Genomic DNA, 24,188 nt, shown 5'->3' with positions numbered 1-24,188 from the left:
GTCATGAGCACGAACGCAATCGAAAAGCTCAAGTTCAACTGCACCACCTGCCCGTCCGAGTGTCTCCTAACCGTAGAGGTGGAGCGTGACGCAGACGGCGCCCTGGTAGAGGTGCACTCCGTGACCGGCAACAACTGCCCACGCGGCGATAAGTTCGCGCATCAGGAGCTCACCTGTCCCACGCGCGTGCTCACGACGACCGTGGCCGTCTCCGGCGGCGACGAGACGCTGCTGCCTGTGCGCACGGCTGAGGCCATCCCGCTGGCACTCCACGCCCAAGCCATGAACCTCATCCGAGGCCTAGTCGTCAACGCCCCCATCCGCATGGGCGACGTCGTGCTAGAGAACCTCCTCAATACCAATATCGACCTCATCGCCAGCATGGACATCGACCCTGCCTAAGTAGCTCATTTGGGACGGGGCTCTTGTAGCTACCCCACCATCCACCCCGCCCCTCCTCAATTGCGGTGAAATAGTTCCTGATTTCCGCCAAACCCCGGCATCCAGGAACTATTCCACCGCAACCATCCTTGGAATCGGTATTTAGCTTGTGCCTACTTTAGTACCAATTCAAAACTATGCCGGATTACGGGGCTAATTCGGAGACCCCCATCCATACCGGCAATTTTCGATTTTTGATAAGCCGTCTACCTGCGGTTTTAATTTAGTGATTTTTCCCATGGTCAAGTAATACAGGTCCAGCCCCGTAATCCGCCATACTTTTGAAACCAGCCCATTTGGAACGGGCCTCTTTTAGCTACTTTTACCTATTAGCCCGCAAGTTTGACGCAGCTAAAATAGCCCCGTCCCAAATTGACTACCCTGGCATTGGGGATACCATGGTGGCAACCTAGCGAAAGGATGTTTCATGGCACATGTCGATGACCAGCGTGTGGCGCACGTGCTTGATGCGCTCGAGGCTCAGCACCCCGGCGCACAGCTGCTCGTAAACGACCCGTGGTCGATTTACTATCTGACCGGTTTTTATGCCGATATGTTCGAGCGTTTTTGCGGCGTGCTGCTCGCACGCGATAGCGAACCTGTGATCTTGGTCAACGCGCTGCATCAGCGACCCGAGTACGACAATGCCCGCGTGGCCTATCACACCGATACTGACGTAGTGGCCGACGCCATCGTTCGCGAGGTCGATCCGAACAAACCGCTCGGCATCGACACCGTCATGCGTTCCGGCTTTTTGATGCCACTCATGGAGCGCCACGCAGCCAGCGAGTTTTTCCTGGGCGACTTTGCCGTCACCGCCGCGCGCACCCACAAGGATGACGCCGAACAGGCGCTCATGCGCGCGTCCTCGGCCGCTAACGACGCCGTGATGGCCGACGTCATCAAGCTCGTCCACGAAGGCGTGACGGAGCGCGAGATTGCCGACCAGATGCTCGGCCTGTATCGCAAGCACGGCTGCGAGGGCTTTAGCTTTCCGCCCATCGTGAGCTTTGGTGCTAACGCCGGCGACCCGCACCACGAGCCCGACGACACCGTGCTCAAGCGCGGCGACGTAGTGCTGTTCGACATTGGCGGGCGTCATCGCAACTACTGCTCGGACATGACGCGCACGTTCTTTTGGGGCGATCCGGACGAGGAGACGGCGCGCATCTACGACATCGTGCGCCGCGCCAACGAGGCCGCCGAGGCACTCATCGCACCGGGTGTGCGCATGTGCGACCTGGACCGCGCCGCGCGCGATGTGATTGAAGACGCGGGCTATGGGCGGTACTTTACGCATCGCCTGGGTCACTCGATCGGCCTGCAGGACCACGAGCCGGGCGACGTTTCACTCGTCAACGAGCAGGTCGTAGAGCCGGGCATGACGTTCTCCATCGAGCCGGGCATATACCTCCCCGGCCGCACCGGCGTCCGCATCGAGGACCTGGCCCTGGTTACCGAGACCGGCGTCGAGATTCTCAACGCCTACCCCCACGATCCGCTCCGCCTAGACTAGCCAATGTGACAAAGGGACAGCCCCTTTGTCACATTGCGATTACGTCGCGCCACAAAAACGGCCTATCTACTACGTTTAACCCGCATGGGTCGACCATAACCGAGTTTTCGCAAAATACGCAAGCCGTCTACCTGCGGTTTTAATTTCGCGATGTTCCGTGTGGTCGAGGGTAACCTGTCAAACGTAGTAGATAGGCCCATTTCGTGACAAGCGAGTCAACTCGGGGTACAGGGCAGCTAAAAAAGCCCCGTCCCAAATTGGCTGCTTTTGAGTTGCGGTGATATACGGATTGTTTGAGGCTTCTGGCTTGTAAAACAGTCCGTATTTCACCGCAACTGATGAGGGGATGGGTTAGCGGAGCAGACCGGCTACTTCGCCGGCTAGGGTGATGGTGCCGGCGGCTACGAAAGGCTCGTCTGCGACATCGAAGGCAGCGAGGGCCTCGGACACACTCGGATATACTCCCGTGAGCTTATCGGCATCAACGAGGGCAGCAAGCTCCTCTGCCGGCAGGGCGCGATCGGAATCGGTCTGGGTCACGACTACGCGCGGAAAGGCAGGGATCAATACGTCAACGATGCCCGCCACGTCCTTGTCGGCCAGCGCGGCACACAGCAGCGTGGGGCGATTCTCCACGCACGGATCGATCTCGTCCAGCGCGCTCACAAAGTTCTCGCAGCTCTGAGGGTTATGGCAGGCATCAATCAGCTTGAGCGGATCGGTCCCCAGCACATCAAAACGACCCGGCGTGGGACAGCCCATAAGCGATGCATCCAGCGCATCGTGGTCGAGCTCGCGACCCAGATACCCCTCGCACAGCATAATCGCGCATGCGGCATTCTGCGGCTGATACGCCGGCTTAACCATGTTCGTCGTATAGATCGCACGCGGCGTGGTGCAGCTAAACTCAACCGTGTCGCCCACACGCGCCGGCACCTTAGTCGTGGCGTGGCTCACCACGAGCGGCACGACACCGCACTCACGGCAGCGGGCATCCATCACGCGCTGAACGCTCGCCTCGTGCGTGCCCTCGCCCAAAACAACCAGGCGCCCAGGCTTAATAACCGCAGCCTTCTCCCCCGCAATGGCCTCGAGCGTATCACCCAAAATACGTGTGTGATCGAGCCCAATGCCCGTAATGGCAACGGCGACGGGATCGGTCGCACTCGTGGCGTCCCAGCGCCCGCCCATACCAACCTCGAGCACGGCAACATCCACGCGAGCCTCGGCAAACACCACCAGTGCGGCAGCCGTCAGCAGGTCAAACGGCGTAATAGTATAGGCGCGCTCCCCCGCCGCCACACGGTGCGCATTCACGCGACGCCCCGCCTCGACAGCTGCCGAAACGCCACGGGCAAACGCCTCATCGCTCACAACACGCCCATCGACCTCCATGCGCTCGGGATAGCGCACCAGCTGCGGCGACGTATACAGCGCGGTCTTGAGCCCCTCGCCGCGAAGAATGGCGGCCGAAAAACGCGTGGTCGAAGTCTTGCCATTGGTACCGGCAACCTGAATGCAATCAAAGTACTCGTCCGGACGCCCCAGCTCATCGAGCATATCGACAACCGTCTCAAGCAGAGGCCCAGCATCCCCAGAAATCCATCCCGTATCAGCAGCCAACCCCACAGCCTCATCAAACGAAAGCAAATCAAACGAAAAAGGAACGACATACGACCCAGAACGCTTAGCCATAACCCAAAGTCCCCCATAATAGAAAAAGAGGCTCATCAAAAAGAATGAGCCCCTCGCGTTGACAATTTCAGCCTTTACCCGATTGCAGCAAGATCAAGGCCACAACCAGGTGGCCCCAACCTACCAGTTGCAAACAACCACGTAAGCGAACTAGGAGCGGCCCGATGCTTTGCTCGCCGCAAGTTCCGCACGCAAAGGACAGCACTTAATGTGCTGTCCGTCTTGCGCAGGACTGTCCGCAGCGGAGAGCAAAGCATCGGGACGCGCCCCCAAGTTAGACCTACGAGAAGTCAGCAACCTGCGAGTTCAGCGCCGCCAGGATCTCCTTGAGCTCAGCTGCACGGTCCCTCTTCTTCTGGACCACCGCGGGCGCAGCCTTGGCCACAAAACCCTCATTGGCCAGCGTCTTCTCGCAGCCGGCGAGCTCCTTCTGGGCCGCGGCGATCTCCTTCTCCAGACGCGCCTTCTCGGCCGAAAGATCAACCTTGCCCTCGAGCACCACAAAGACCTCGACGCCGCTGTCGACCACGGCGATGCTCGCGGCAGGCTTCTCAACGTCGGTACCCATGACCAGCGAGGCGGTGTTAGCCAGCGGCTCAATCGTCGAGCGCAGGCTCTCGAGCTTCTCGATGTCCTCGGCACCGGCGCGCACGACCACGTCGAGCTCGGCCTTGGGGCTCAAGCGGTAACGCGAACGCGTGGCGCGGGCGGCGGAAACGACAGTGCGGCACAGCTCAAATGCGCGCTCGGCGGGCTCATCGACATACTTGGCGTAGTCGGCGGACTCAGGCCACTTGGCGATCATGAGCGCCTCGGCGCGGTCAACGTTGCCCTCGGCGTCCAGATCGAGCACGCTCGCCGGCATGTTGTCCCAGATCTCCTCGGTGACAAACGGCATAAGCGGGTGCATCAGGCGAATGGAGGTGTCGAGCACAAAGATCAGGTTGCGCTGCGCCTGCAGACGGCCCTCGCCCTTCAGGCGGGCCTTGGTGACCTCGACGTACCAGTCGCAGACCTCGTTCCAGAAGAACTGCTGCACGCCGCGGGCCATGTCGCCAAAGGTGTAGTTCTCAATGCCCTCGGTGACCATCTTCACGGCCTTGGCCAAGCGGCTGAACATCCAAGCGTCGGCCGGCGTCTCCACGGCAGGCTCGCCGGGCGTGTAGCCCTCCATGTTCATGAGCAGGAAGCGGCTAGCGTTCCAGATCTTGGTCACAAACGACTTGGCCTGCTCGGTACGCGGGCTGTCGATAAGCTTCTTGGTCTTCTTGTCGATGTTCGCGTCGAACTTAACATCCTGGTTGTTGGTGCACAGCGTAAGCAGGTTGTAGCGCATGGCGTCGGCGCCGTACATGCCAATGAGGTCCATGGGGTCAACGCCGTTGCCCTTGGACTTGGACATGCGGCTGCCGTCCTTGGCCAGAATCGTCGGGTAGATGACGACGTCCTTAAACGGCACCTCGTCCAGGAAGTACAGCGAGCTCATGACCATGCGGGCGACCCACAGCGCGATGATGTCGCGCGCGGTGACCAGCGCCGTCGTGGGGTGATGGCCCTCGAGCAGCTCCGGCTTTTGCGGCCAGCCCTGCGTGGCGAAGGTCCACAGCTGCGAGCTGAACCAAGTGTCCAGCACGTTCTCGTCCTGGTGCACGTGATGACCGCCGCACTTGGGGCACACATCGGTGTCCTCGGTAAGGGCGTCCTCCCAGCCGCAATCCTCGCAGTAGAACACGGGGATACGGTGGCCCCACCAAAGCTGGCGCGAGATGCACCAGTCCTTGAGGTTCTCCATCCAGGTGGTGTAGGTCTGCGTCCAGCGCGCGGGGTGGAAGGTGACCTTGCCAGAGTTGACGGCGTCGAGCGCCGGCCCCTTGAGCTTATCGACGGCGACGAACCACTGCTCGGACAGCCACGGCTCCAGCGCGGCGTCGCAACGGTAGCAGTGCATGACGGAGTGATCGAGGTCCTCGACGTGGTCGAGCAGGTCGTGCTCCTCGAACCACTTGATGACGGCCTCGCGGCACTCCTCGCGGGTCATGCCGGTGAACTCGCCGTAGCCCTCGACGACCACCGCGTGCTCATCGAAGATATTAATCTGAGGCAGGTCGTGGGCCTGACCCATGGCGTAATCGTTGGGGTCGTGAGCCGGGGTGACCTTGACGAAGCCGGAGCCAAAGTTGGCATCGACGTGCCAATCCTCAAAGATGGGGATCTCGCGGTCCACGATGGGGAGCTTGACGGTCTTACCCACAAAAGCGGCCTTCTCGGGGTCCTTCGGGGAGACGGCGACGCCCGTGTCGCCGAGCATGGTCTCGGGGCGCGTGGTGGCGACGACGATGTAATCCTGGCCGTTGACCGGCTCGGTCAGCGGGTAGCGCAGGTGCCACAGGTGGCCCTTCTCGTCCTTATATTCGGCCTCGTCGTCCGAGATGGCGGTGGTGCAGTTGGGGCACCAGTTAACGATACGCTTGCCACGGTAGATCAGGCCGTCGTGGTACCAATCGCAGAAGACCTTGCGCACGGCCTGTGCGTAATCCTCGTCCATGGTGAAGCGCTCGTTGTCGAAGTCGACGGAGCAGCCCATGCGCTTGATCTGCTCGACGATGATGCCGCCGTACTCGTGGGTCCAGTCCCAGCAGGCGTCGACAAACTTGTCGCGACCGATCTCCAGGCGGCTGATGCCCTCACTCTTGAGCTTCTTGTCGACCTTGGTCTGCGTGGCGATACCGGCGTGGTCGGTGCCCAGCACCCAGCGCGTGGACTTGCCGCGCATGCGGGCCATACGGACAATGGCATCCTGGATGGAGTCATCGGTGGCGTGGCCCATGTGGAGCTTGCCAGTCACGTTGGGAGGCGGAATGGTGACGGTGCAGTCGCCCACGCCTTCACGGCGCTTGTAGTAGCCGCCGTCGAGCCACTTCTGCAGGATCGCCGGCTCGTTGGTCGACGGATCGTAGTTCTTGGGCATCTCTTCCATATATCTCTCCCTGTCCCGCCGGGGAGGAATGTAGGCCCGCCAGGGCCTACATTCCTCCCCTTAGGTATCGATTCCTTCAGTCTGATATGACTTCGCTGAGGCTTAAACAAACACACAGAATAACACAGGTAGTTGGGGTTATCGCGTATATATAAAATAGCCTCCGACCGCGGGTGGTCGGAGGCTATTTGCAAGCACGTTTTTGGCTGGTTTAGCCGTAGATGCGCTGGGGCTGTTCTTCGCCCTTTACGGAGGCTTCGGTCACGATGACCTTGGAAACGCCCTCCTCGCTGGGCAGGTCGAACATCGTCTGCTGCAACACGTCCTCGCAGATGGAACGCAGGCCGCGGGCGCCGGTCTTGCGGGCGAGCGCCATGCGGGCGATCTCGTGCAGGGCGGCATCCTCAAACTCGAGCTCAACGTCCTCGAGCTGGAACATCTTGCGGTACTGACGCACCACGGCGTTCTTGGGCTCGGTCAGGATCGACACCAGGTCGTCCTCGTCGAGCGCCTGCGTCTGGGTGACGACGGGCGTACGTCCCACAAACTCGGGGATCATGCCAAAGGCGTTGAGGTCCTGCGGGAGCACCTGGCGCAGCAGGTCGTTCTCGTCGACCGAGGTGGGGCCGGCGATCTCGGAGTTAAAGCCCACGCCCTTGTTGCCCACGCGGTCGGCGATGATCTTGTCCAGACCCACAAAGGCACCGCCGCAGATAAACAGGATGTTGGTCGTATCGATCTGCAGCAGCTCCTGCTGGGGATGCTTGCGGCCGCCGGTGGGCGGAACGCTTGCCACCGTACCTTCAAGAATCTTAAGCAGCGCCTGCTGAACGCCCTCGCCCGAAACATCGCGGGTGATGGAGAGGTTCTCGGCCTTGCGGGCGATCTTGTCGATCTCGTCCACGTAGATAATGCCGACCTGCGCGCGCTCAATATCGCCATCGGCGGCATTGATGAGCTTGAGCAGGATGTTCTCCACATCCTCGCCCACGTAACCGGCCTCGGTGAGCGCGGTGGCGTCGGCGATGGCAAACGGCACCTCGAGGATACGTGCGAGCGTCTGGGCGAGCAGCGTCTTACCGGTACCGGTGGGACCGAGCAGCAAAATGTTGGACTTGGCGAGCTCTACCTCGTCCATATCATTGTCGAGCTGCGAGTCCAAGCCGTCGTCAAAGGCCGAAAGCGCAGCGCCACCCTCGATCACGCGGCGGTAATGGTTGTACACGGCAACCGACATGGCACGCTTGGCGTCCTCCTGGCCCATAACATAGGCCGAAAGCTCGTCATAGATCTCGTGCGGCGTCGGCACATGCGTAATGACCTGGCGGGCGTCGTCCTCGAGCTCAAAGCCCTCGGTCTCGGGATCCACGGCGGGCTGGGATGCAGTCTGGCCGTGGTCGTTGAGGAAGCCCGGCAGCTTGCCGTTGCGGGCGGCGTCCATAAAGTCCGAAGCAAGCGACTCCTCCAGAATCTCGGAGCAGGCGGCGACGCACTCGTCACAGATAAAGATGTTGGTCGGGCCCTTTACGAGGCGACGGACCTGGCCCTGCTCTTTTCCGCAGAAGGAGCAGCGGATGGGGTTGCCGTTCTCGTCAAAGTTGTCCTGCATGTTACCTGCCATCCTAGGCGTCCTTCGCGGCGAGGTCGCGCGAGGTGACGATACGGTCGATCAGGCCGTAGTCGAGGGCCTCGGAAGCGGTCAGGTAATTGTCGCGCTCGGTGTCGGCCTGGACCTTCTCGATGGGCTGGCCCGAGGCGTCGGACAGGATCTGGTTGAGCTCGCGGCGAGTCTTCTTGATCTCCTCGGCAACGATCTCAATCTCGGTTTGCTGACCCTGGGCACCGCCGCTGGGCTGGTGAATCATGACCTTGGAGTGCGGCAGGCAGAAGCGCTTGCCCTTAGCGCCGGCCGAAAGCAGCACGGCAGCCATGGACGCGGCCATACCGACGCAGATGGTGGAGACCTGCGGCTTGATGAAGTTCATGGTGTCAAGAATCGCCAGGCCGGAGTAAACCTCGCCACCGGGCGAATTGATGTAGAGCGAGATATCCTTCTCGGCATCCTGGCTCTCAAGATGCAGCAGTTGGGCAACGACCAGGTTGGCGCTGACGGAGTTGATCTCCTCGCCCAAAAAGATGATGCGGTCGTTGAGCAGGCGCGAATAGATATCGTAGCTGCGCTCGCCGCGCGGCGTCTGCTCGATAACGTATGGCACGAGGGCGGAATCGAACTTAGCGATCATACGCATCTCCATTTCTCTCTTGCGGACCAAATTGGTTCTAGATAAACGTACGGTGCCCGCATGCTATGCATTGGCTGGCACCGTACGAAGCAACCGGATAACCGGTGTATAACTTTACCCCATCACGGGCGCACGCATGCGCTCGCGGGCAAGGTGGCGAGAATTACTCGGCGTCCTTGGCGGTCTCGTCGACCTCGGTCACCTTGGCGTTCTCGACCAGGTGGTCGACGGCCTTGGAGCGACGGATGGACTCGCGGACAGCAGGGATGCGGCCATCAGCGATGAACTCGGCCTTGGAAGCCTCGACGTCCTTGACGCCGGCCTTCTCGAACTCCGCGTTGACGTCGTCCTCGGTGACCTCGATCTTGAGCTCACGGGCGAGGGCGTCCAGAGCCAGGGACTCGCGGGCAACGTCGTTGGCCTGCTTGTGCAGGTCGCCGATGAACTGCTCCATGGTCAGGCCGGAAGCGGGCAGCCAGGTGTCGAGCGTCATGCCGCGAGCAGCGAGGTTGGACAGGAAGTTCTGGCCAAGCTCCTCAAAGACGGACTGCTCGTAGTCGGCGTCCATCTCGTCGAGCTGCAGGCGCTCGGCGAGAGCGGAGACGCAACGGTTCTCCTTCTCGGCCGGCAGGCGGGAAGCCTTGTCCTGCTCGATCTCGATCTTGATGGCGTCGCGCATAGCGTCGATGCTGTCAAAGCCAAAGTCGGACTTGACGAGCTCGTCGGTGAGCTCGGGGGTGTTGCGGACCTTGATGCCCTTGACGGTGACCTCGACGGTGTGGGTCTCGGCCTCCTCGCCCTCCTCGACCTCGTCGGTCCAGGTGACGGTCTTGACGTCTTCAACGTTGGCACCGATCAGGGCCTCGTTGAACTCCTTGGGGTTGCTGTCGCTACCGGCGATGAGCATGCGGCCCTCGGCGGCAAAGTTGTCGGCGTTCTCGACGGCCTTGAGGTCGACGGTGACGTAGTCCTCGGCCTCGACGGCACGACCCTCGACGTCCTCGAAGGTGGCACGGTAGTTGAGGAGCATCTCAACCTGGTTGTTGATCTCGGACTCGGTGACCTCCGCAGGGGGCATCTCGATCTCGACAGCGTCGAAGGAGGAGAGCTCGGCAGCGGGACGCAGGGAGAACTCGACGGTGTAGGTGTAGTCCTCGTGATCCTTGGCGAGGTCGAGCTCCTTGTAGTCACCGTTCTTGGTGGGGACGATGTCCAGCTCGTTGAGGACGGCGGGCTCGTTGGCGGCGATCAGGTCGTTGGTGGCCTGAGCGAGGGTAGCCTCGGCGCCAAGAGCGGAATCGATGACCGGACGGGGAGCCTTACCGGCACGGAAGCCCGGGAAGCGGTACTTCTTGGCGGTGTCCTTGTAGGCCTTCTTGATCGCGGCGTCGACGTCGGCGGCCGGGATGGTGACCGTAGCGGTGAGCTTGGCGTCCTTGACGTCAGAAGCGGTGATGTTCAACACGTTCCTCCTCATACTGCCCAGCTTATCTGAGGTGCTGGTACCTTTATGCAACAAAGTGTCGCGACGGCCAAGGCCGACGCAGGTGCGATGGTGCGGGCGAAAGGACTCGAACCTTCACGGGAATCCCACCAGAACCTAAATCTGGCGCGTCTACCAATTCCGCCACGCCCGCATGAGCGCACAGATTAGGAATGATAGCAGATACGAGCGACAAGCGCACGCACACGTTTTACAGACTCACGACCTCACCACGAGTGCAAAAGGCGGGACGAGTTGCCCCGCCCCGCCCATTACGACTTGTTCGCCGACCCGCTACTCCCCCAGCAGGGCCTTCTCGGGCGTGATCGGCAGCGAGCGAACCTGATGTCCGGTAGCGTGTGCCACGGCCGAGGCAACGGCGGCGAGCGGCGTGTTGATGACGACCTCGCCGATCGACTTGGCACCAAACGGACCCGTCGGCTCGTAGCTCGGCTCAAAGGCCACGCGAATGCTGCCGATATCCAGGCGCGTGGGCAGCTTGTAACTCATAAAGTTGCCGGTGCGCAGGCGACCGCGGTCGTCGTGCTCGACGATCTCGTAGAGCGCGTGGCCGATACCCTGGGCAATGCCGCCCTCGGCCTGGACGCGCGCGAGTGCCTCGTTGATCACGGTGCCGCAGTCCACAGCCGCCGCGTAGTCCACCACGGTCACCTTGCCGGTAGCCTTGTCGACCTCGACCTCGGCAATGCCGGCCATAAACGGCGGGGGCGAAACGGGCAGGCAGGCAGAGGCATGCGAGGTGAGCGCGTCGCCGCCCGCAATGTTCTTAACGCACAGGTTGGCAAAGTCGCGCAGCGTGAGGTAGCGGTTCTGCTCGCGCGCGGCACGTTCGTCGGACAGGCGCACGTACTGGCCATCGAAGACCACATCGGCGGCGTCCACGTCCCACATCTGGGCGGCCTTGGCGCAGATCTTCTCACGCAGCTCGGTCGCGGCGTTCTTGGCGGCAAGGCCCGTCACGTACGTGCCCGAGCTCGCGTACGAGCCGGCATCGAACGGCGACACGTCGGTGTCCACGCCGCGCACCACGATCAACGAGCTCTCCACGCCCAGCTCCTCAGCGGCAATCTGCGCCAGGATCGTGTCGACGCCCATGCCGTTATCGGTGGCGCCGGTGCCGATGGTAATGAAGCCGTCCTCTTCCAGGCGCATGTCGATGCCGGCGATGTCCACGTTGGAGATGCCCGAGCCCTGCATGGTGAGCGCGCAGCCCAGGGCGCGCACGCGGTCGCCAAGGTCCACGGCCAGCGGCTTGTCGCGCCAACCGATCATGTCCATCGCGCGCAGCAGGCAGCGGTCGAGCGCGCAGGCGTTGAGCTTCTCGTTGTAGTACTGCGGCATGGTCTCGCCCTCGCGCACGATGTTCTTAAGGCGCAGGTCGGCGGGGTCCATGTGCAGCATGTCGGCGAGCTCGTTAACGGCGCTCTCCACGGCAAACTGGCCCTGGGTGGCACCGTAGCCGCGATACGCGCCGCCGCGGTTGGTGTTGGTGTAGACGGCGTCCCAGCTAAAGCGGCTCGCCTTCACATGGTTGTAGATGGGCAGGCTCTTGTGGCCCGAGAGGCCGATCGTCGTGGTGGCATGCTCGCCATAGGCGCCGGCGTTGGACAGCGTATGCAGGTCGATGGCCGTGATGGTGCCGTCGTTCATGGCGCCCAGCTTAACGGTCATCTGCATCTGGTGGCGCGAGTTGCCGGCGGTGATGGTCTCCTCGCGCGTGTAGCAGCAGTAGCTCGGACGGCCGGTCTGCTGGGTCACGAACGCCACAAAGATCTCGCAGCAGCCCGTCTGCTTGGAGCCAAAGCCGCCGCCGATGCGCGGCTTAATGACCTGCACCTGCGACTGCGGGATATCGAGCGACTGAGCGACCATGCGGCGCACGTGGAAGGGCACCTGCGTGGAGGTAGTCACCGAGATACGCCCAAACGCGTCGGTCGTCGCGAAGGCGCGGAAAGTTTCCATGGGCGAGGTCTGCGTGGCCTGGCTGGTGTAGGTGCGGGTGAAGACGATGTCGCTCTGGGCGAAGGCCTCGTCCAGATCGCCATAATCGCTGGTACCGCTGCACACCAGGTTGCGAGCAACGTCGCCGCCCTGCGGGAACATAAAGGTCACGTCGCCCTCGGGGTGGACCACGATGTCGTTATCGAGCGCCTGGGTAAAGTCGAGCAGCGGCTCAAGCACCTCATAGTCGACCTTGATGAGCTTGAGCGCCTTGTCGGCGGCCTCCTCGGTCTCGGCGGCGACGATCGCCACCTCCTCGTTTTGGTAACGGACGAGGTTCTCGAGAATCAGGCGGTCGTAAGGCGAAGGCTGCGGATAGCTCTGGCCGGCGATGGTAAAGCGGCGCTTGGGCACGTCCTCGTAGGTGTAGACGCCCACGACGCCGGGCACCTTCAGGGCGCGCGACGTATCGATGGAGCGGATCTTGGCGCGGGCATAGGGGCTGCGCTTGAGCTTGACGATCAGGGCGCCGGCGGGCACCAGGTCGCCCGTGTAGACGGGACGCCCCTCGAGCAGGGCCTTCGAGTCCTTCTTGGGCTGCTTATGAGTGATCTGCTTATAGGAGACGCCGTCAGAACTGGTGTCGTTGACCGGCAGCTCGGGCATCTCAAAGCCCACCTGCACGCCGGACTCGTTGAGGAAGCGCACGATGGCGCGCAGCTGGCTCTCGTAGCCGCTGCAACGGCAGAGGTTGCCGGCGAGCTGGCGCGAGAGCTCCTCGCGCGTGGCGACGAGGCTCGGGTCCTCCTTGGCAGCGCGGGCAAGCGCCAGCACGTTCATGATGAGGCCGGGAGCGCAAAAACCGCACTGCTCGGCGCCTTCGGCAGCCATTGCGCGGGTCAGCGCCTCAGACTCGGCCTTGAGACCCTCGAGTGTGGTGATGGAGCGGCCCTCAACACGGGCGGCGGGAACCGAGCAGCTCAGCACCGGGTCGCCGTCGAGCCACACCGTGCACAGGCCGCAGTTGGTGGTCTCGCAGGCGCAGCGCACCGACGCGCAACCCTGCTCGCGCAACAGCGCAAAGAGCATGGTGTCGGGGGCAATCTGAACCTTGACCTTACGGCCGTTGAGCGTAAAGGAAAGATCGATGAGTTTGGCAGCCATTAGCGCACCTCGCTAGAATCGACGCCGGGCACGCGGCGGCAGGAATACTCGTCCGTGGCGAACTTAGGGATCTGCACGGTCTCGAGCTCGCGGGCAAGCGCGGCAGAAAGCTCGATGCCGGCGGCGCGGCGCACGGCCTGAATCGCCAACGGTGCCGAGATGCGGCGGCGGTAGTCAGCCGAGCCCCACAGGTTGGTGCCATAGCTCAGTGCGCGTACGGACGCGGCCAGGGCGCGAAGCTCGTCCTCGGAAGGCCGCTCGTTCACCAGGCCACACGACTCGCCCTGCAGCAAGGTCGCGCGCAGCGGGCGGGCGCCCACGGTGACATGCCAGCTGTTGTCCCACCAGGCGGCGGTGACGTTCAGCGAGGGGAAGTCCGTCGCGGCCTTGCGCACGGCCTCGTAGCTCGCACGGTAATCGTGCTTGACGACTACGACGTGCTCGATCACGTCACGCACGTAGCCCATGTCCACGAACTCCGCGAGCGGCACGCGGCCGGCGCCCGTCAGCTCAACATAGGAATCGAGCGCGAGAAAGGCGGAGAGGACGTCCGAGAAGCCAAAGCGACCGTAGATGCTGCCGCCCACCGTGGCGGTATTGCGCAGCTGCACGCCCACGATATCGTGGACGGCGAACTCAAAGACATGGTTGACAAGCGCGTTGAGCTCGGCATGGCGCTCGAGCTGGCGCAGGGTACACATGGCACCGATGCGAAACTCGGTCTCGGTCTCCTCGATCTGATCGAGTCCGCAGGCCGAAAGGTCAATCGCCGTCGCCACGCGACGCGAACCAAGGCGCATCCAGATGCCGCCGCCCACAATCTTGTTGTTGCGGTTCTTCTGTAAGAGCTCATAGGCTTCGGCCGCGTTTCCAACACGGACGTAGGTACCGAACTTGAGCACGTTCTCCCCCATCTCTCCACTTGTCCAGTACGTTTAAGTGTACCAAACGAGGGGCCGCACACCGTTTTAGGACAAAATCCACCCACCCATACATAACTTGCGGTGATATACGGACTGATTAGCCGTTCTGGGGCGCTAAACAGTCCGTATTTCACCGCAAGTTATGAGGAGTCCTCCCGGATAGAAAAAGGCTCCCAGCCGGATAGCTGGGAGCCTCATCACATGCTATGTCGAGCGAAGAATTAGCAGACGCCCTGGGCGAGCATGGCGTCGGCAACCTTCAGGAAGCCGGCGATGTTGGCGCCCATGACGAAGTTGCCCTCCTGGCCATACTCCTTGGCGGTGTCATCCACGTTGTGGAACATGCCGCGCATGAGCTGCTCGAGCTTGCCGTCAACCTCCTCGAAGGTCCAGGACAGGTGCTCAGCGTTCTGGCTCATCTCCAGGCCGGACACGAGCACGCCGCCGGCGTTGGCAGCCTTACCGGGCATAAAGGCGACGCCGTTCTCCTGGAAGTAGGTCGTAGCCTCGATGGTCGTGGGCATGTTCGCGCCCTCACCGACCACCTTGCAGCCGTTGGCGACGAGCGCCTTGGCGTCCTCGAGCAGCAGCGTGTTCTCGCGAGCGCAGGGCAGCGCGATGTCGCAGGGCAGCTGCCACACGCCGCGGCCGTCGCCCTCGTGCCACACGGCGTTGGGCTTCTCGTCAACGTACATGGCGAGCGTGACACCCTTGTCGTGGCCGGAGCGCTTCTTGTTGTAGACGTGCTCGAGCACGGTGTAGTCGATGCCGTCGGGATCCTCGACCCAGCCGTGGGTGTCGGAGCAGGCCAGCACCTTGCCGCCGAGCTGGGAGACCTTCTGGACCGCGTAGATGGCGACGTTACCGGAGCCGTGAACGACGACGTTCTTGCCCTCGAAGGAGTCGCCGCGGCTCTTGAGGTACTCGTCCACAAAGTAGGCCAGGCCGTAGCCGGTGGCCTCGGTACGGGCGAGCGAGCCGCCAAAGGAGAGGCCCTTGCCGGTGAGGACGCCGGTCCACTCGTTGGTCAGGCGCTTGTACTGACCGAACAGGTAGGCAACCTCGCGGCCGCCAACGCCCAGGTCGCCGGCGGGAACGTCGGTGTTGGGGCCGATGTGGCGATAGAGCTCGGTCATGAAGGACTGGCAGAAGTGCATGATCTCGTTGTTGGACTTGCCCTTGGGGTCAAAGTCGGAACCGCCCTTGCCGCCGCCCATGGGAAGGGTGGTCAGGCTGTTCTTGAGGATCTGCTCTAGGCCCAGGAACTTGAGCATGCCCAAGGTGACCGTCGGGTTAAAGCGCAGGCCGCCCTTGTAGGGTCCAATGGCAGAGTTGAACTCGACGCGGTAGCCACGGTTGACCTGGACCTTACCCTGGTCGTCGACCCAGGGAACACGGAACATAACGATGCGCTCGGGCTCGACGAGGCGCTCCAGCAGGGCGGCCTCCTCATACTCGGGGTGGGCGTCGAGCGCCGGCTGGATGGTGCCGAGGATCTCGGTCGCGGCCTGGATAAACTCAGGCTGCTCGGGATAGCAGGCCTTGAGCTCGTCGAGAACTTTCTGCGTGTAGCTCATGCTTCCTCCAATTGATGGGAAACGAAAATGTTGGTCGCGGCACCCTATGCGTCGCGAACTTTATCGAGTATGGATAATATCGCACTGTTGCAGCAAAGTTTCGCATAAGCCGACGAGCAGATGTTTCGTTTTGATTACGATGCAGGTAGAAGCGTTTTTGAGTGCCCAACGCGCAAATCGCGTGTTTCGAAGCTGTTTCGTCCACATGTTCCAAACCACCACATTGGGGACAGGCACCTTTGTGGTGATGTTGGTGGTTAGAGGACGAGCTGATGATAGTCGGCGGGGGTTACGCGGCCTTCGGTGGCAGCGCGGAAGGCCGCGAGCGCATCGCCCGAGAACGGCATGGCCCAGCACAGCCCGCAGCCGGCGGTAATGGAGCCGGGCAGCGGCATGATGCGCCCGGGCACACCGGCGGCAAGACACAGCTGTTCGCATTCCATCACATCGAAGGTGCTATCGAACGAAACGATGATCTTGCGTTCGTGATCAGAGGCATCGCCGAACGAGGCCTCGCGGTGCGACTCGCGATACGCAGCCGCCGCTGCCTCTTCCTCGGCCGTATGTCCACAGCTGCCACAGCCGCAGGTGCAAGGCTCGGACCCATCGCAAGTGCAAGGTTCCCCAGTATCGGGGCAAATATCATGTGACACGGCATCTCCCGTCATTGATGTGTGCAGATCTAGGCGAGCAACTCGGCCGCCGCAAACTCCTCGGGCGTATTGACGTTCTCGAAGCAGAGCGTCGAGTCCGCGGCCTTAACGATCTGCGGCTCATCCATATAACCGGCCTGAACGCGATTGATCAGGCAGCGAATGCGCTGTCGGTCGCAGGAGAGCAGCTCTTGGGCAACCGGCGCACACGCGTCACGGCGCCAGACGGCGCAAAGCGGCTCAATTCCCCGCTCCTCGCGCGGCACGCACACGTCGAGCGCCTCGGCCTCAACACAGCCAGCAAGGGCACCGATTAGCTCCGAAGAGACAAACGGCATATCACAGGCGACGATAGCAACGAGAGGCAGCCGGGCCGCAGTCAGCGAACTCGCGATGCCGCGCATGGCGCCCGCCGGCCCCTCAAGGTCCGACACTATTCGCGGCACCAGGCCGCCAAACGCGCGCTCCTCAAGGTAGGCAAGCTCGCTGGGACGCGAAGTCGTCACGACCAACTCGCCGGCAACTGGCGCCAGCCGACCCAGCACGCGTTCGATGAGCGGCTCGCCGCAAAACGCCATGCGAGCCTTATCACAGCCCATGCGCGAGGACAGCCCACCCGCTTGGACGACACAAGAAAGATCGGCACGTCTTACGGTAGTCATACGGCAAAACACCTCCATCGGCATGCTCGAAACCCGGTGCACGAAGCTAAATACAGCCACCGAAATAGCAGCGCTATGAAAAGCTCGTGCAAAAACAAAACAGCGCCTTTGCGGCACGCAGCAAGACCGCGAGCACAAAAGCGCTGGTAGCGTATGGCGGGAACGTATGTGAATCGAACACATCCAAGACGTTTTGCACGCCTCGCAACGGTTTTGAGGACCGCGGAGCCCACCGGAGCCCATCCGTTCCCAAGTGCGGAGGTATTTTACCAAACCAAGCAGCCAATCTAGCGCAGGGAGCGCAGGCCGCCGGCCTCCTTGTCGAGCACCGTAAAGCGCACGGCATCCAGGTGCTCCAAGATGCTGATGGCGCGTTTACGCGACACGCCCAGGGCCTCGCGCAGCACGCTCGTTGTGGCTGCGCCACCGGCCGCCTCAATGGCAGCTGCGACGAGCTCACGCGCATGGGCCTCGGCGGCAGCGGACAGGGCCACGTCGCGCTCGACCTTCACGATGGAACGGTTGAGCGAAAGCTCGCGCAGGGCGCGCGTCATGGTGTCGCGATCGAGCTGCAACTGCTCGCCCACCTCAGGCAACGTCGGCGCATCGAGTCCGGCCTCGTCCAGCAAGGCAACGATGCGTTCGCAGGCCTCGCGCACCACGCGCGCCGCGGCGGCAGCGGAGTGCGGATCGAACACCTCGGCGCCCTCAGAGGCGCACACGCCGCGCAAGCAGCCCTCGGAAATCAGGGCTGCGGCAATTGCATCGTCAGCGGTAGGCCAAGCAGCATGGGCAACGGCGCCGGGCGTAAAGCCCGTTTCCTTGGGAGCCGCCGCATGCATAGCTGACAGGGTCGCCGCCAGCGTGCCCATCGCGGCATCGAGCGCGGAAGCATCTGCATACAGCGAGCCATCCGAGCCAGCAAGCGCGCAAGCAGCGCCCTTCGCCACCAACTCGCGCAACGCTGTCTCAGCCTTGCCGGCAACAAGATCGAGCGCCGCGGTAACATCGGCAGCCGCAACCGGCAGCGCTTGCAGCGCCAGCCACGCACCCACCGCGCCCGCAATATCTCCGGCCTCAAGCGCCGCATACAGCGCGCGCTCCCCCTCAGTAAGCTCGCGCGAACGACGGCAACGCGAAAGCAGCACACGCCCGCCGCCAATGAGCATAACGGGCGAATACGACAGCACCACAGCATGGTCTCCGGCTCGCAGCGGCAGCGGCTCCTCCAAGCGCACCTGCACGGTACGGGTCTCGCCCACCGCCATGGGGGCCTCGCCCTCCATAAGCATGATGCGGCCGACAACCTCGGCCGTACCCGCCATCACATGCACGCGCGCGCCCGACTCAAGCACGCGCGGCTTGGCGCCCTCGCGGCCCAGGTAGGTGAACGTCATCATAAAGCGCAACGTCTGACCAAAGCGGTCCGCCACGCCCAGCATCTCGCCACGGTCAAGCGCCGCGACACCGTCACCAACCAGGTTGAGCGCCACGCGTTGCCCAGGCAGCGCGCGCGGCGTATCGCCATGCACCTGAATCCCGCGGACACGGCAGACCGTACGCGACGGCAAAGCCATCAGCTCGTCGCCCACCGCAACCGGCGCATCGTGCAGCGTTCCCGTCACGACGGTGCCGGCGCCCTTGATCGTAAAGCAGCGGTCAATCGGCAGGCGCGGCGCGGCATCGCTCCGCTCGGCACGCTCGCGACAGGTATCCCAGCAGACACCCACCTGCTCGTCGAGCACCGCAAGCAGCCCGTCAATCCCCTCGCCCGTCTTAGACGACACGGGCACAATTGGCGCGCCCGCAAACACAGTACCCGACAAAAAGTCATCGACATCGAGCTCGGCAAGCTCGGTCATCTCGGCGTCGGCCAGGTCGCACATCGTCAGCGCGACCACCATATGCGTAACGCCCAACAGCTCCAGCACATGCACGTGCTCGCGGGTCTGCGGCATTACGCCCTCAACGGCAGAGACCACCAGCACGGCAACGTCGATGCCTGTCGCACCCTGCACCATAGCGCGCAGGTAATGCGCGTGGCCCGGCACGTCGACAAGGCCAACGATCTTGCCGCTCGGCAGTGCCAGTTCGCCAAAGCCCAGCTCCACCGTCATGCCCCGGCGACGCTCAACCTCCAGACGGTCGGGATTCTTGCCGGTCAGCGCCTCGATCAGTGCCGACTTACCGTGGTCAACGTGACCCGCCGTGCCAACGATAACGGGACACTCCACCAGCGCTTGAACCTCACTCATCGAGCAATCGCCTTCTCAACGCATGCGGCAAGCGTCGACGCCGCCGTCTCGATATCGCGGTCGCCCACAAGCGTACGGACGTCAAACAAAATGCGATCGTGCGAGGTTCGCGTGACGACCGGCGTGTCGAAGTCCTGGACAAGCGAGCGCTTGAGCGCGTCGACCGTCAGGCGCTTGTCAACAAGACGCACGGCAACGCACATCGTCGGCAGTTCCACGGTAGGCAACGAGCCGCCACCGGGCGTTGAGGACTCCTCGACGATCTCCACCTGCACGGCGCACGGGCAACCCGCCTTATCGAGCCCGGCGACCATACGATCGCGCAGCTTGCGGGCACGTCGTTCCAAATGGGCCTGCGGTAGCGTAAGCATGCTGAGCACCGGAATATCGCGATGGGCAACATCGGCGCCGTCCATGTAGATACGCAGCGTGGCCTCGAGCGCCGACAGAGCCAGTTTGCCCGGGCGCAGGGCACGCATAAGCGGATGCGACCCGCAGGCCTGGACCAGATCGCGACGGCCCATGATAATGCCCGCCTGTGCGGCACCGAGCAGCTTATCGCCCGAGCACGACACCAGATCGAGCCCCGCCGCTACCGAAGCCGGCGTGGTTTCTTCGCCGCCGCGCACCAGGATGTCATCGGGCAACAGCGCGCCCGACCCCTGGTCCTCGTAGAACAGCAGGCCATGCTTGTGGGCCAGAGCGGCAAGCTCCCGAGAGCCCACCTCCTCGTAAAAACCCTCGATGCGATAGTTGGAAGGATGGACCTTAAGGATCATCGCCGTATCGGGCGTGATGGCGCGCTCGTAGTCGCCCAAGTGCGTGCGGTTGGTGGCGCCGACCTCGACGAGTTTGGCGCCCGAAGCCGCCATGACATCGGGGATGCGGAAGCTGCCGCCAATCTCGACAAGCTCGCCGCGGCTGACGATAACCTCTTTGCCTGCGGCATGGGTCGCCAGCACCAGCAGCACGGCGGCCGCGTTATTGTTGACGACCAGCGCATCCTCGGCACCGGTAAGCGAGCGGATGAGCTGCGCGGCATGTTCCTTGCGCGACCCACGCGAGCAGGTGTCCACACTGTACTCGAGCGTGCTGTACCCGCGCGCGACCTCGGCCACGGCCTTTGCCGCCGACTCCGCGAGCGGGGCGCGGCCCAAGTTGGTATGGATGACCACACCCGTGGCATTAACTGCTGGGCGCAGGCTCGGCAGCGCAGAGCGATGCGCACGCCACTCGATGGCCGAGGCCAGGTCGCGCTTGGAACGCGGGGCGGCACCGGCACGAATCGCAGCGCGCTCCTCGTCGAGCTCGGCCGTCACGGCAGCATGGACCACCGCGTCGCAGGTCTCCCCCGCCGCCTTCACCACCGGCCACTCGGCAAGCAGCTCGTTGACGGAAGGAATAGCGCGAAGGCGGGCGCGTACCTCATCGGACATGTTCTGGCTATCGCTCATGTGCGGCCTTTCAAAACTAAAGGTGAATCAATCGTTCGAACGTCAAACTATCAGCCAATTCGATCGGCTGAGTCAATCAATCGCTATTATCCTCGCGCGCCGCGATCTTTTCCACGCGAACGGCGTTTTCCTGAGTGAGCGCGGCGCCCGTCAACGGGTCCCAACGCAACGGTGTATGGTCGAGCGGGCCGACGCCCAAGGCTTGAGCGCCGCCGGCATCGGCGCCAAACGAACGTCCGCCGGGGGCGGCCGACGTAAAGATACACGCCGGATGCAGATACGGCGTCGTCTCCACGCGCACGCGGTCGCGGCCCATATCGCTCACGAGCTCGACGATCTCGCCGTCGGCGATGCCCATGTGCGCAGCAGCATCGGCATTCATCTGCACGGCATCCAGGTCCGATCCAGCCTCGGCGGCACCTTGAGCCGCAAGCCTGCGCGAGGTGTGCGACTCAAAGGGACGGTTGCCGCTAATAAGGCGAAACATCCCCGGGCCGGGCTCCACCATGGGCGCAATCCAGTTGGGCACACGACCCATGCCGACTCGTTCCCATACGTCGCTTGCCAGCGCAATTTTGCCGCCGGCAAGCGGAATCACCGGCTCACCCGTGCGCGACGGCAGCGCCACGCCCGTATCGGCCCAGCCGCGCTCCTTGAGCTCGTCCAGATCGATCCCAAAAGGCGCCACCTGGACAGCCGCCAGATCGTCAGACGTAAACTGGAAATACTCGCCCACGCCACACGCCTGCGCCAGACCGGCAAAAATCTCCCGACCGGGACGTGTGCCGTCATGCTGCACGGGCAGCACGGCGTTGCGGTAGAACACACGCGAATCGTTGGCGCCCACGACTGTGCCCACACCGCGGTCGGCCTCCAGATACGTCACGTCGGGCAGCACGAAGTCAGAAGCACGCGCCGTCTCGGACCAACGAATATCAATCGTCACAAGCAAGTCGAGCTGCTGCAAAATACCCAACCAAGCTGCGCATTGCCATAGCCCGCACCGGGGTTACTGGCATAGACGATGAGCCCACGCAAATCGCCGGCAAGAATCGACTGACCGATGGTCGTGCACAGCCCTCGCACCGGATCGACCAGTGGATAGCGCTCGGACCCCAGCTTGGGCTCGCGCGGCACCGGCGGCGTCGCAAAGCGAGTGGGATCGAGGTCGCCCAGTGAAAGCGGTGTGGGCGGATTGAGCGCGCCACCCGCATGTCCAATACAGCCCAGCAGCACATCGACCAAGCAGATAGCGCGTGCGGTCTGGGTGCTATTGGCATACGCGATGCCGATGCCACCATGAAAACCCGCATCCACCACAGCGGCAGGCGCGGCGGCAGCGAGATCGCGCGCCGTGGCGACAATCTCTGCGGCCGGCACGTCGCACATCGATTCGGCCCACTCGGGTGTCCAAGCACTGGCCGCCTGCGCCAGCTCGTCAAAGCCTGTGGCGTAGCGGTCCACGAACTCGTGATCGTACAGGTCCTCGGCTACCAGCACATGTGCGATACCCAACAGCAACGCCAGATCGCATCCAGGACGTACGCGCAACCAGCGGTCGGCAAGCGCAGCCGAGCCACTGCGCCGGGGGTCAACCACGATAATCTTAGCCCCACGTCGACGGGCATCGTTGAGCGCATCAACGGCCCCCATCGTCGACGAATCGACAATGGAGCGCCCCAGATACATGATGCAATCGGTATGCGCCAGGTCGGAGGCGGGGCTGTAGCCCAGACTGTGCTCCCAGCCGGTAAGTCTGCTTACCTCGCAGGCACCGTCGGCACCGTATACGTTGGGCGAGCCCAGCGCATGCATAAAACGATACGCCCAGTAACGGTCGAACGAGGGCACGCCGAGCGTCATGCCCAGCGCGCGCGGACCATGCCCGTCAACAATCCCCAAAAGGCACTCGGCAATCTGAGCAAACGCCTCGTCCCACGAAATCACATCGAACCCCGAGCCATCAGCTCTTCGGCGCATGGGGTGCACAATGCGGTCGCGCTCGTCAAACGGCATTGCCAGGCGATGCCGTCCGCGGGCACACAGGGCACGCGCCGCGCACGGATGCCCTGGCACCGGCAACTCGGCCGCCACGCGACCGTCCTCAACTCGTGCCGCAAAGGCGCAATCGGCATAGCATCCCCCGCATGTGGTCACCACGGCGCGACCGTCACGCTTCACAGCAGATGCCATCTCGATTACCCCTTTCACAAGCCAAACACAACAGGCCAACAGCCCGGCAACGAGCCCCAGACCCAAAAAGCCTCCCGCACGGCAACGCCCCGCGGGAGGCCCAACGTCAAACAGACGGTATCTTACGCCTCGGACTTCTTGGCGTAGATAAACCAGTAGCCGAGCGCGACCAGAGCCGCGCCGCCCACGATGTTGCCCAACGTGGCGGCGGACAGGCTAAACGCAATGCCCGCAGCGTTGAGTGCATCGGCGCCGGCGACGTCGGCACCGTAGCCGCATGCATGCATCACGGCACCCATGGGCAAAAAGTACATGTTGGCGACGCAGTGCTCAAAACCGCAGGCCACAAAGGCGGCGATGGGCAGCAGAATGCCCACAACCTTATCGACCACGGTCTTGCCGGCGGTACCGATCCACACGGCCAGGCACACAAAGATGTTGCACAGGATGCCGCGGAAGAAGATCGTCACCCAGTCGATCGTCACCTTGCCGGCGGCGACGCTCACCATGGAATTGGCGACCGCCTCGCCGTTGAGCTTGTAAATGCCGGCCATGTACACCAAAAAGACGATGAACAGGGCACCGACAAAGTTACCGACCCATACGACGACCCAAGCCTTGAGCATCTGGACCAGGGTGATCTTTTTGCTCTTGAGTGCGCAGACCATAAGCGAATTGCCAGTAAACAGCTCGGCGCCGCACACCAGCACCAGCACCAGGCCCAGGCAAAAGCACAGGCCGCCCACGACGCGCTGGGCGCCCCAGCCCAGCGTGCTATCGCTCAAGAACACGGTAAAGAACAGGCCGCCGAAGGCAATGAACGCGCCGGCGAACATCGCCAAAACAAAGGCCTTTGCGACCGGCAGGTTAGCCTTGGTCACGCCGGCGGCCTCGGTCTTGGCCTCGATCGCGGCGGGCGCCAGGCAATCGGGAGCGGGGTACTCCGCCTTGGAATCTGCCATGTCAATCACTTCTTTCCTAATCAGCAGG

General features: G+C 62.9%; 17 protein-coding genes and 2 tRNA genes. 2 read left to right on the top strand and 17 right to left on the bottom strand.

The features are described 5' to 3' along the window. Positions 1-3: 3 nt before the first annotated feature. On the top strand, positions 4-402 hold the full coding sequence (locus I2G40_RS07165) for a DUF1667 domain-containing protein (RefSeq protein WP_195544637.1): 399 nt from the start codon (positions 4-6) through the stop codon (positions 400-402). Between the two features lie 466 nt (positions 403-868). Then, positions 869-1,957 (top strand): M24 family metallopeptidase, encoded by a 1,089-nt coding sequence (locus tag I2G40_RS07160; RefSeq protein ID WP_195544636.1) that lies wholly within the window; start codon positions 869-871, stop codon positions 1,955-1,957. A 351-nt stretch (positions 1,958-2,308) separates the two neighbouring features. On the opposite strand, the gene I2G40_RS07155 is transcribed toward I2G40_RS07160, so the two are convergent. The 17 genes from I2G40_RS07155 to I2G40_RS07075 all read right to left on the bottom strand — a co-directional run bounded on the left by I2G40_RS07155 (position 2,309) and on the right by I2G40_RS07075 (position 24,160). Continuing rightward, positions 2,309-3,652 (bottom strand): bifunctional folylpolyglutamate synthase/dihydrofolate synthase, encoded by a 1,344-nt coding sequence (locus I2G40_RS07155; protein ID WP_195544635.1) that lies wholly within the window; start codon positions 3,650-3,652, stop codon positions 2,309-2,311. A 280-nt stretch (positions 3,653-3,932) separates the two neighbouring features. Beyond that, positions 3,933-6,629: a valine--tRNA ligase gene (locus tag I2G40_RS07150; protein ID WP_195544634.1), complete on the bottom strand. Its 2,697-nt coding sequence runs from the start codon at positions 6,627-6,629 to the stop codon at positions 3,933-3,935. Between the two features lie 211 nt (positions 6,630-6,840). Next, positions 6,841-8,250 (bottom strand): ATP-dependent Clp protease ATP-binding subunit ClpX, encoded by a 1,410-nt coding sequence (clpX, locus tag I2G40_RS07145; protein ID WP_195544633.1) that lies wholly within the window; start codon positions 8,248-8,250, stop codon positions 6,841-6,843. 1 nt (position 8,251) lies between these two features. Then, positions 8,252-8,872, bottom strand: a complete 621-nt coding sequence (locus tag I2G40_RS07140) for an ATP-dependent Clp protease proteolytic subunit (RefSeq protein WP_055309566.1) — start codon at positions 8,870-8,872, stop codon at positions 8,252-8,254. 163 nt (positions 8,873-9,035) lie between these two features. Next, positions 9,036-10,337, bottom strand: a complete 1,302-nt coding sequence (tig, locus tag I2G40_RS07135; protein WP_324252581.1) for a trigger factor — start codon at positions 10,335-10,337, stop codon at positions 9,036-9,038. An 88-nt stretch (positions 10,338-10,425) separates the two neighbouring features. After that, positions 10,426-10,509 (bottom strand) — tRNA-Leu (locus tag I2G40_RS07130). A gap of 140 nt (positions 10,510-10,649) precedes the next feature. Then, positions 10,650-13,481: a molybdopterin-dependent oxidoreductase gene (locus I2G40_RS07125; protein ID WP_195544632.1), complete on the bottom strand. Its 2,832-nt coding sequence runs from the start codon at positions 13,479-13,481 to the stop codon at positions 10,650-10,652. After that, positions 13,481-14,383 (bottom strand): FAD binding domain-containing protein, encoded by a 903-nt coding sequence (locus I2G40_RS07120; RefSeq protein ID WP_204986362.1) that lies wholly within the window; start codon positions 14,381-14,383, stop codon positions 13,481-13,483. Before I2G40_RS07120 ends, I2G40_RS07125 begins: the two co-directional genes overlap by 1 nt. A gap of 242 nt (positions 14,384-14,625) precedes the next feature. After that, a complete protein-coding gene (gene gdhA / locus I2G40_RS07115; protein ID WP_195544631.1) occupies positions 14,626-15,981 on the bottom strand; it encodes an NADP-specific glutamate dehydrogenase in 1,356 nt (451 codons plus the stop codon). 257 nt (positions 15,982-16,238) lie between these two features. After that, positions 16,239-16,634 carry a DUF3343 domain-containing protein gene (locus tag I2G40_RS09705; RefSeq protein ID WP_195544630.1) on the bottom strand — a complete coding sequence of 132 codons (396 nt, stop codon included), beginning with the start codon at positions 16,632-16,634 and terminating at the stop codon, positions 16,239-16,241. A 29-nt stretch (positions 16,635-16,663) separates the two neighbouring features. Next, complete coding sequence (mobA, locus tag I2G40_RS07105; RefSeq protein ID WP_195544629.1) at positions 16,664-17,296, bottom strand: molybdenum cofactor guanylyltransferase; 633 nt, start codon at positions 17,294-17,296, stop codon at positions 16,664-16,666. A gap of 154 nt (positions 17,297-17,450) precedes the next feature. Then, a tRNA-Sec gene (locus tag I2G40_RS07100) sits at positions 17,451-17,547 on the bottom strand. 36 nt (positions 17,548-17,583) lie between these two features. Further along, positions 17,584-19,551: a selenocysteine-specific translation elongation factor gene (gene selB / locus I2G40_RS07095; RefSeq protein ID WP_195544628.1), complete on the bottom strand. Its 1,968-nt coding sequence runs from the start codon at positions 19,549-19,551 to the stop codon at positions 17,584-17,586. Continuing rightward, on the bottom strand, positions 19,548-21,005 hold the full coding sequence (gene selA / locus I2G40_RS07090; protein WP_229090700.1) for an L-seryl-tRNA(Sec) selenium transferase: 1,458 nt from the start codon (positions 21,003-21,005) through the stop codon (positions 19,548-19,550). The genes selB and selA overlap by 4 nt, the downstream gene beginning before the upstream one ends. A 76-nt stretch (positions 21,006-21,081) precedes the next feature. Next, the gene (locus I2G40_RS07085) at positions 21,082-21,972 is read right to left on the bottom strand and encodes a molybdopterin dinucleotide binding domain-containing protein (protein ID WP_195544627.1); all 891 of its coding nucleotides are present in this window, start codon (positions 21,970-21,972) and stop codon (positions 21,082-21,084) included. Continuing rightward, entirely contained in the window at positions 21,948-23,198 is a 1,251-nt protein-coding gene (locus I2G40_RS07080) for a molybdopterin-containing oxidoreductase family protein (RefSeq protein ID WP_195544626.1), read from the bottom strand. The genes I2G40_RS07085 and I2G40_RS07080 overlap by 25 nt, the downstream gene beginning before the upstream one ends. A 122-nt stretch (positions 23,199-23,320) precedes the next feature. Next, positions 23,321-24,160 (bottom strand): formate/nitrite transporter family protein, encoded by an 840-nt coding sequence (locus I2G40_RS07075; RefSeq protein ID WP_195544625.1) that lies wholly within the window; start codon positions 24,158-24,160, stop codon positions 23,321-23,323. Between the last annotated feature and the right edge of the window lie 28 nt (positions 24,161-24,188).

The organism is Collinsella aerofaciens (assembly GCF_015558785.1).
Classification (GTDB): domain Bacteria; phylum Actinomycetota; class Coriobacteriia; order Coriobacteriales; family Coriobacteriaceae; genus Collinsella; species Collinsella aerofaciens_P.
The sequence above is the reverse complement of the archived record's forward strand: the minus strand, read 5'-3'. Positions and strand labels throughout refer to the sequence as shown.

What these genes read in the sequence shown, in the direction of transcription:
- I2G40_RS07125 (WP_195544632.1), bottom strand. Translation starts at nt 13,481, where the DNA reads ATGGCTGCCAAACTCATCGATCTTTCCTTTACGCTCAACGGCCGTAAG.
- I2G40_RS07165 (WP_195544637.1), top strand. Translation starts at nt 4, where the DNA reads ATGAGCACGAACGCAATCGAAAAGCTCAAGTTCAACTGCACCACCTGC.
- gdhA (WP_195544631.1), bottom strand. Translation starts at nt 15,981, where the DNA reads ATGAGCTACACGCAGAAAGTTCTCGACGAGCTCAAGGCCTGCTATCCC.
- clpX (WP_195544633.1), bottom strand. Translation starts at nt 8,250, where the DNA reads ATGGCAGGTAACATGCAGGACAACTTTGACGAGAACGGCAACCCCATC.
- I2G40_RS07155 (WP_195544635.1), bottom strand. Translation starts at nt 3,652, where the DNA reads ATGGCTAAGCGTTCTGGGTCGTATGTCGTTCCTTTTTCGTTTGATTTG.
- I2G40_RS07140 (WP_055309566.1), bottom strand. Translation starts at nt 8,872, where the DNA reads ATGATCGCTAAGTTCGATTCCGCCCTCGTGCCATACGTTATCGAGCAG.
- selB (WP_195544628.1), bottom strand. Translation starts at nt 19,551, where the DNA reads ATGAGTGAGGTTCAAGCGCTGGTGGAGTGTCCCGTTATCGTTGGCACG.
- I2G40_RS07075 (WP_195544625.1), bottom strand. Translation starts at nt 24,160, where the DNA reads ATGGCAGATTCCAAGGCGGAGTACCCCGCTCCCGATTGCCTGGCGCCC.
- mobA (WP_195544629.1), bottom strand. Translation starts at nt 17,296, where the DNA reads ATGACTACCGTAAGACGTGCCGATCTTTCTTGTGTCGTCCAAGCGGGT.
- I2G40_RS07080 (WP_195544626.1), bottom strand. Translation starts at nt 23,198, where the DNA reads ATGGCATCTGCTGTGAAGCGTGACGGTCGCGCCGTGGTGACCACATGC.
- selA (WP_229090700.1), bottom strand. Translation starts at nt 21,005, where the DNA reads ATGAGCGATAGCCAGAACATGTCCGATGAGGTACGCGCCCGCCTTCGC.
- I2G40_RS07160 (WP_195544636.1), top strand. Translation starts at nt 869, where the DNA reads ATGGCACATGTCGATGACCAGCGTGTGGCGCACGTGCTTGATGCGCTC.
- I2G40_RS07150 (WP_195544634.1), bottom strand. Translation starts at nt 6,629, where the DNA reads ATGGAAGAGATGCCCAAGAACTACGATCCGTCGACCAACGAGCCGGCG.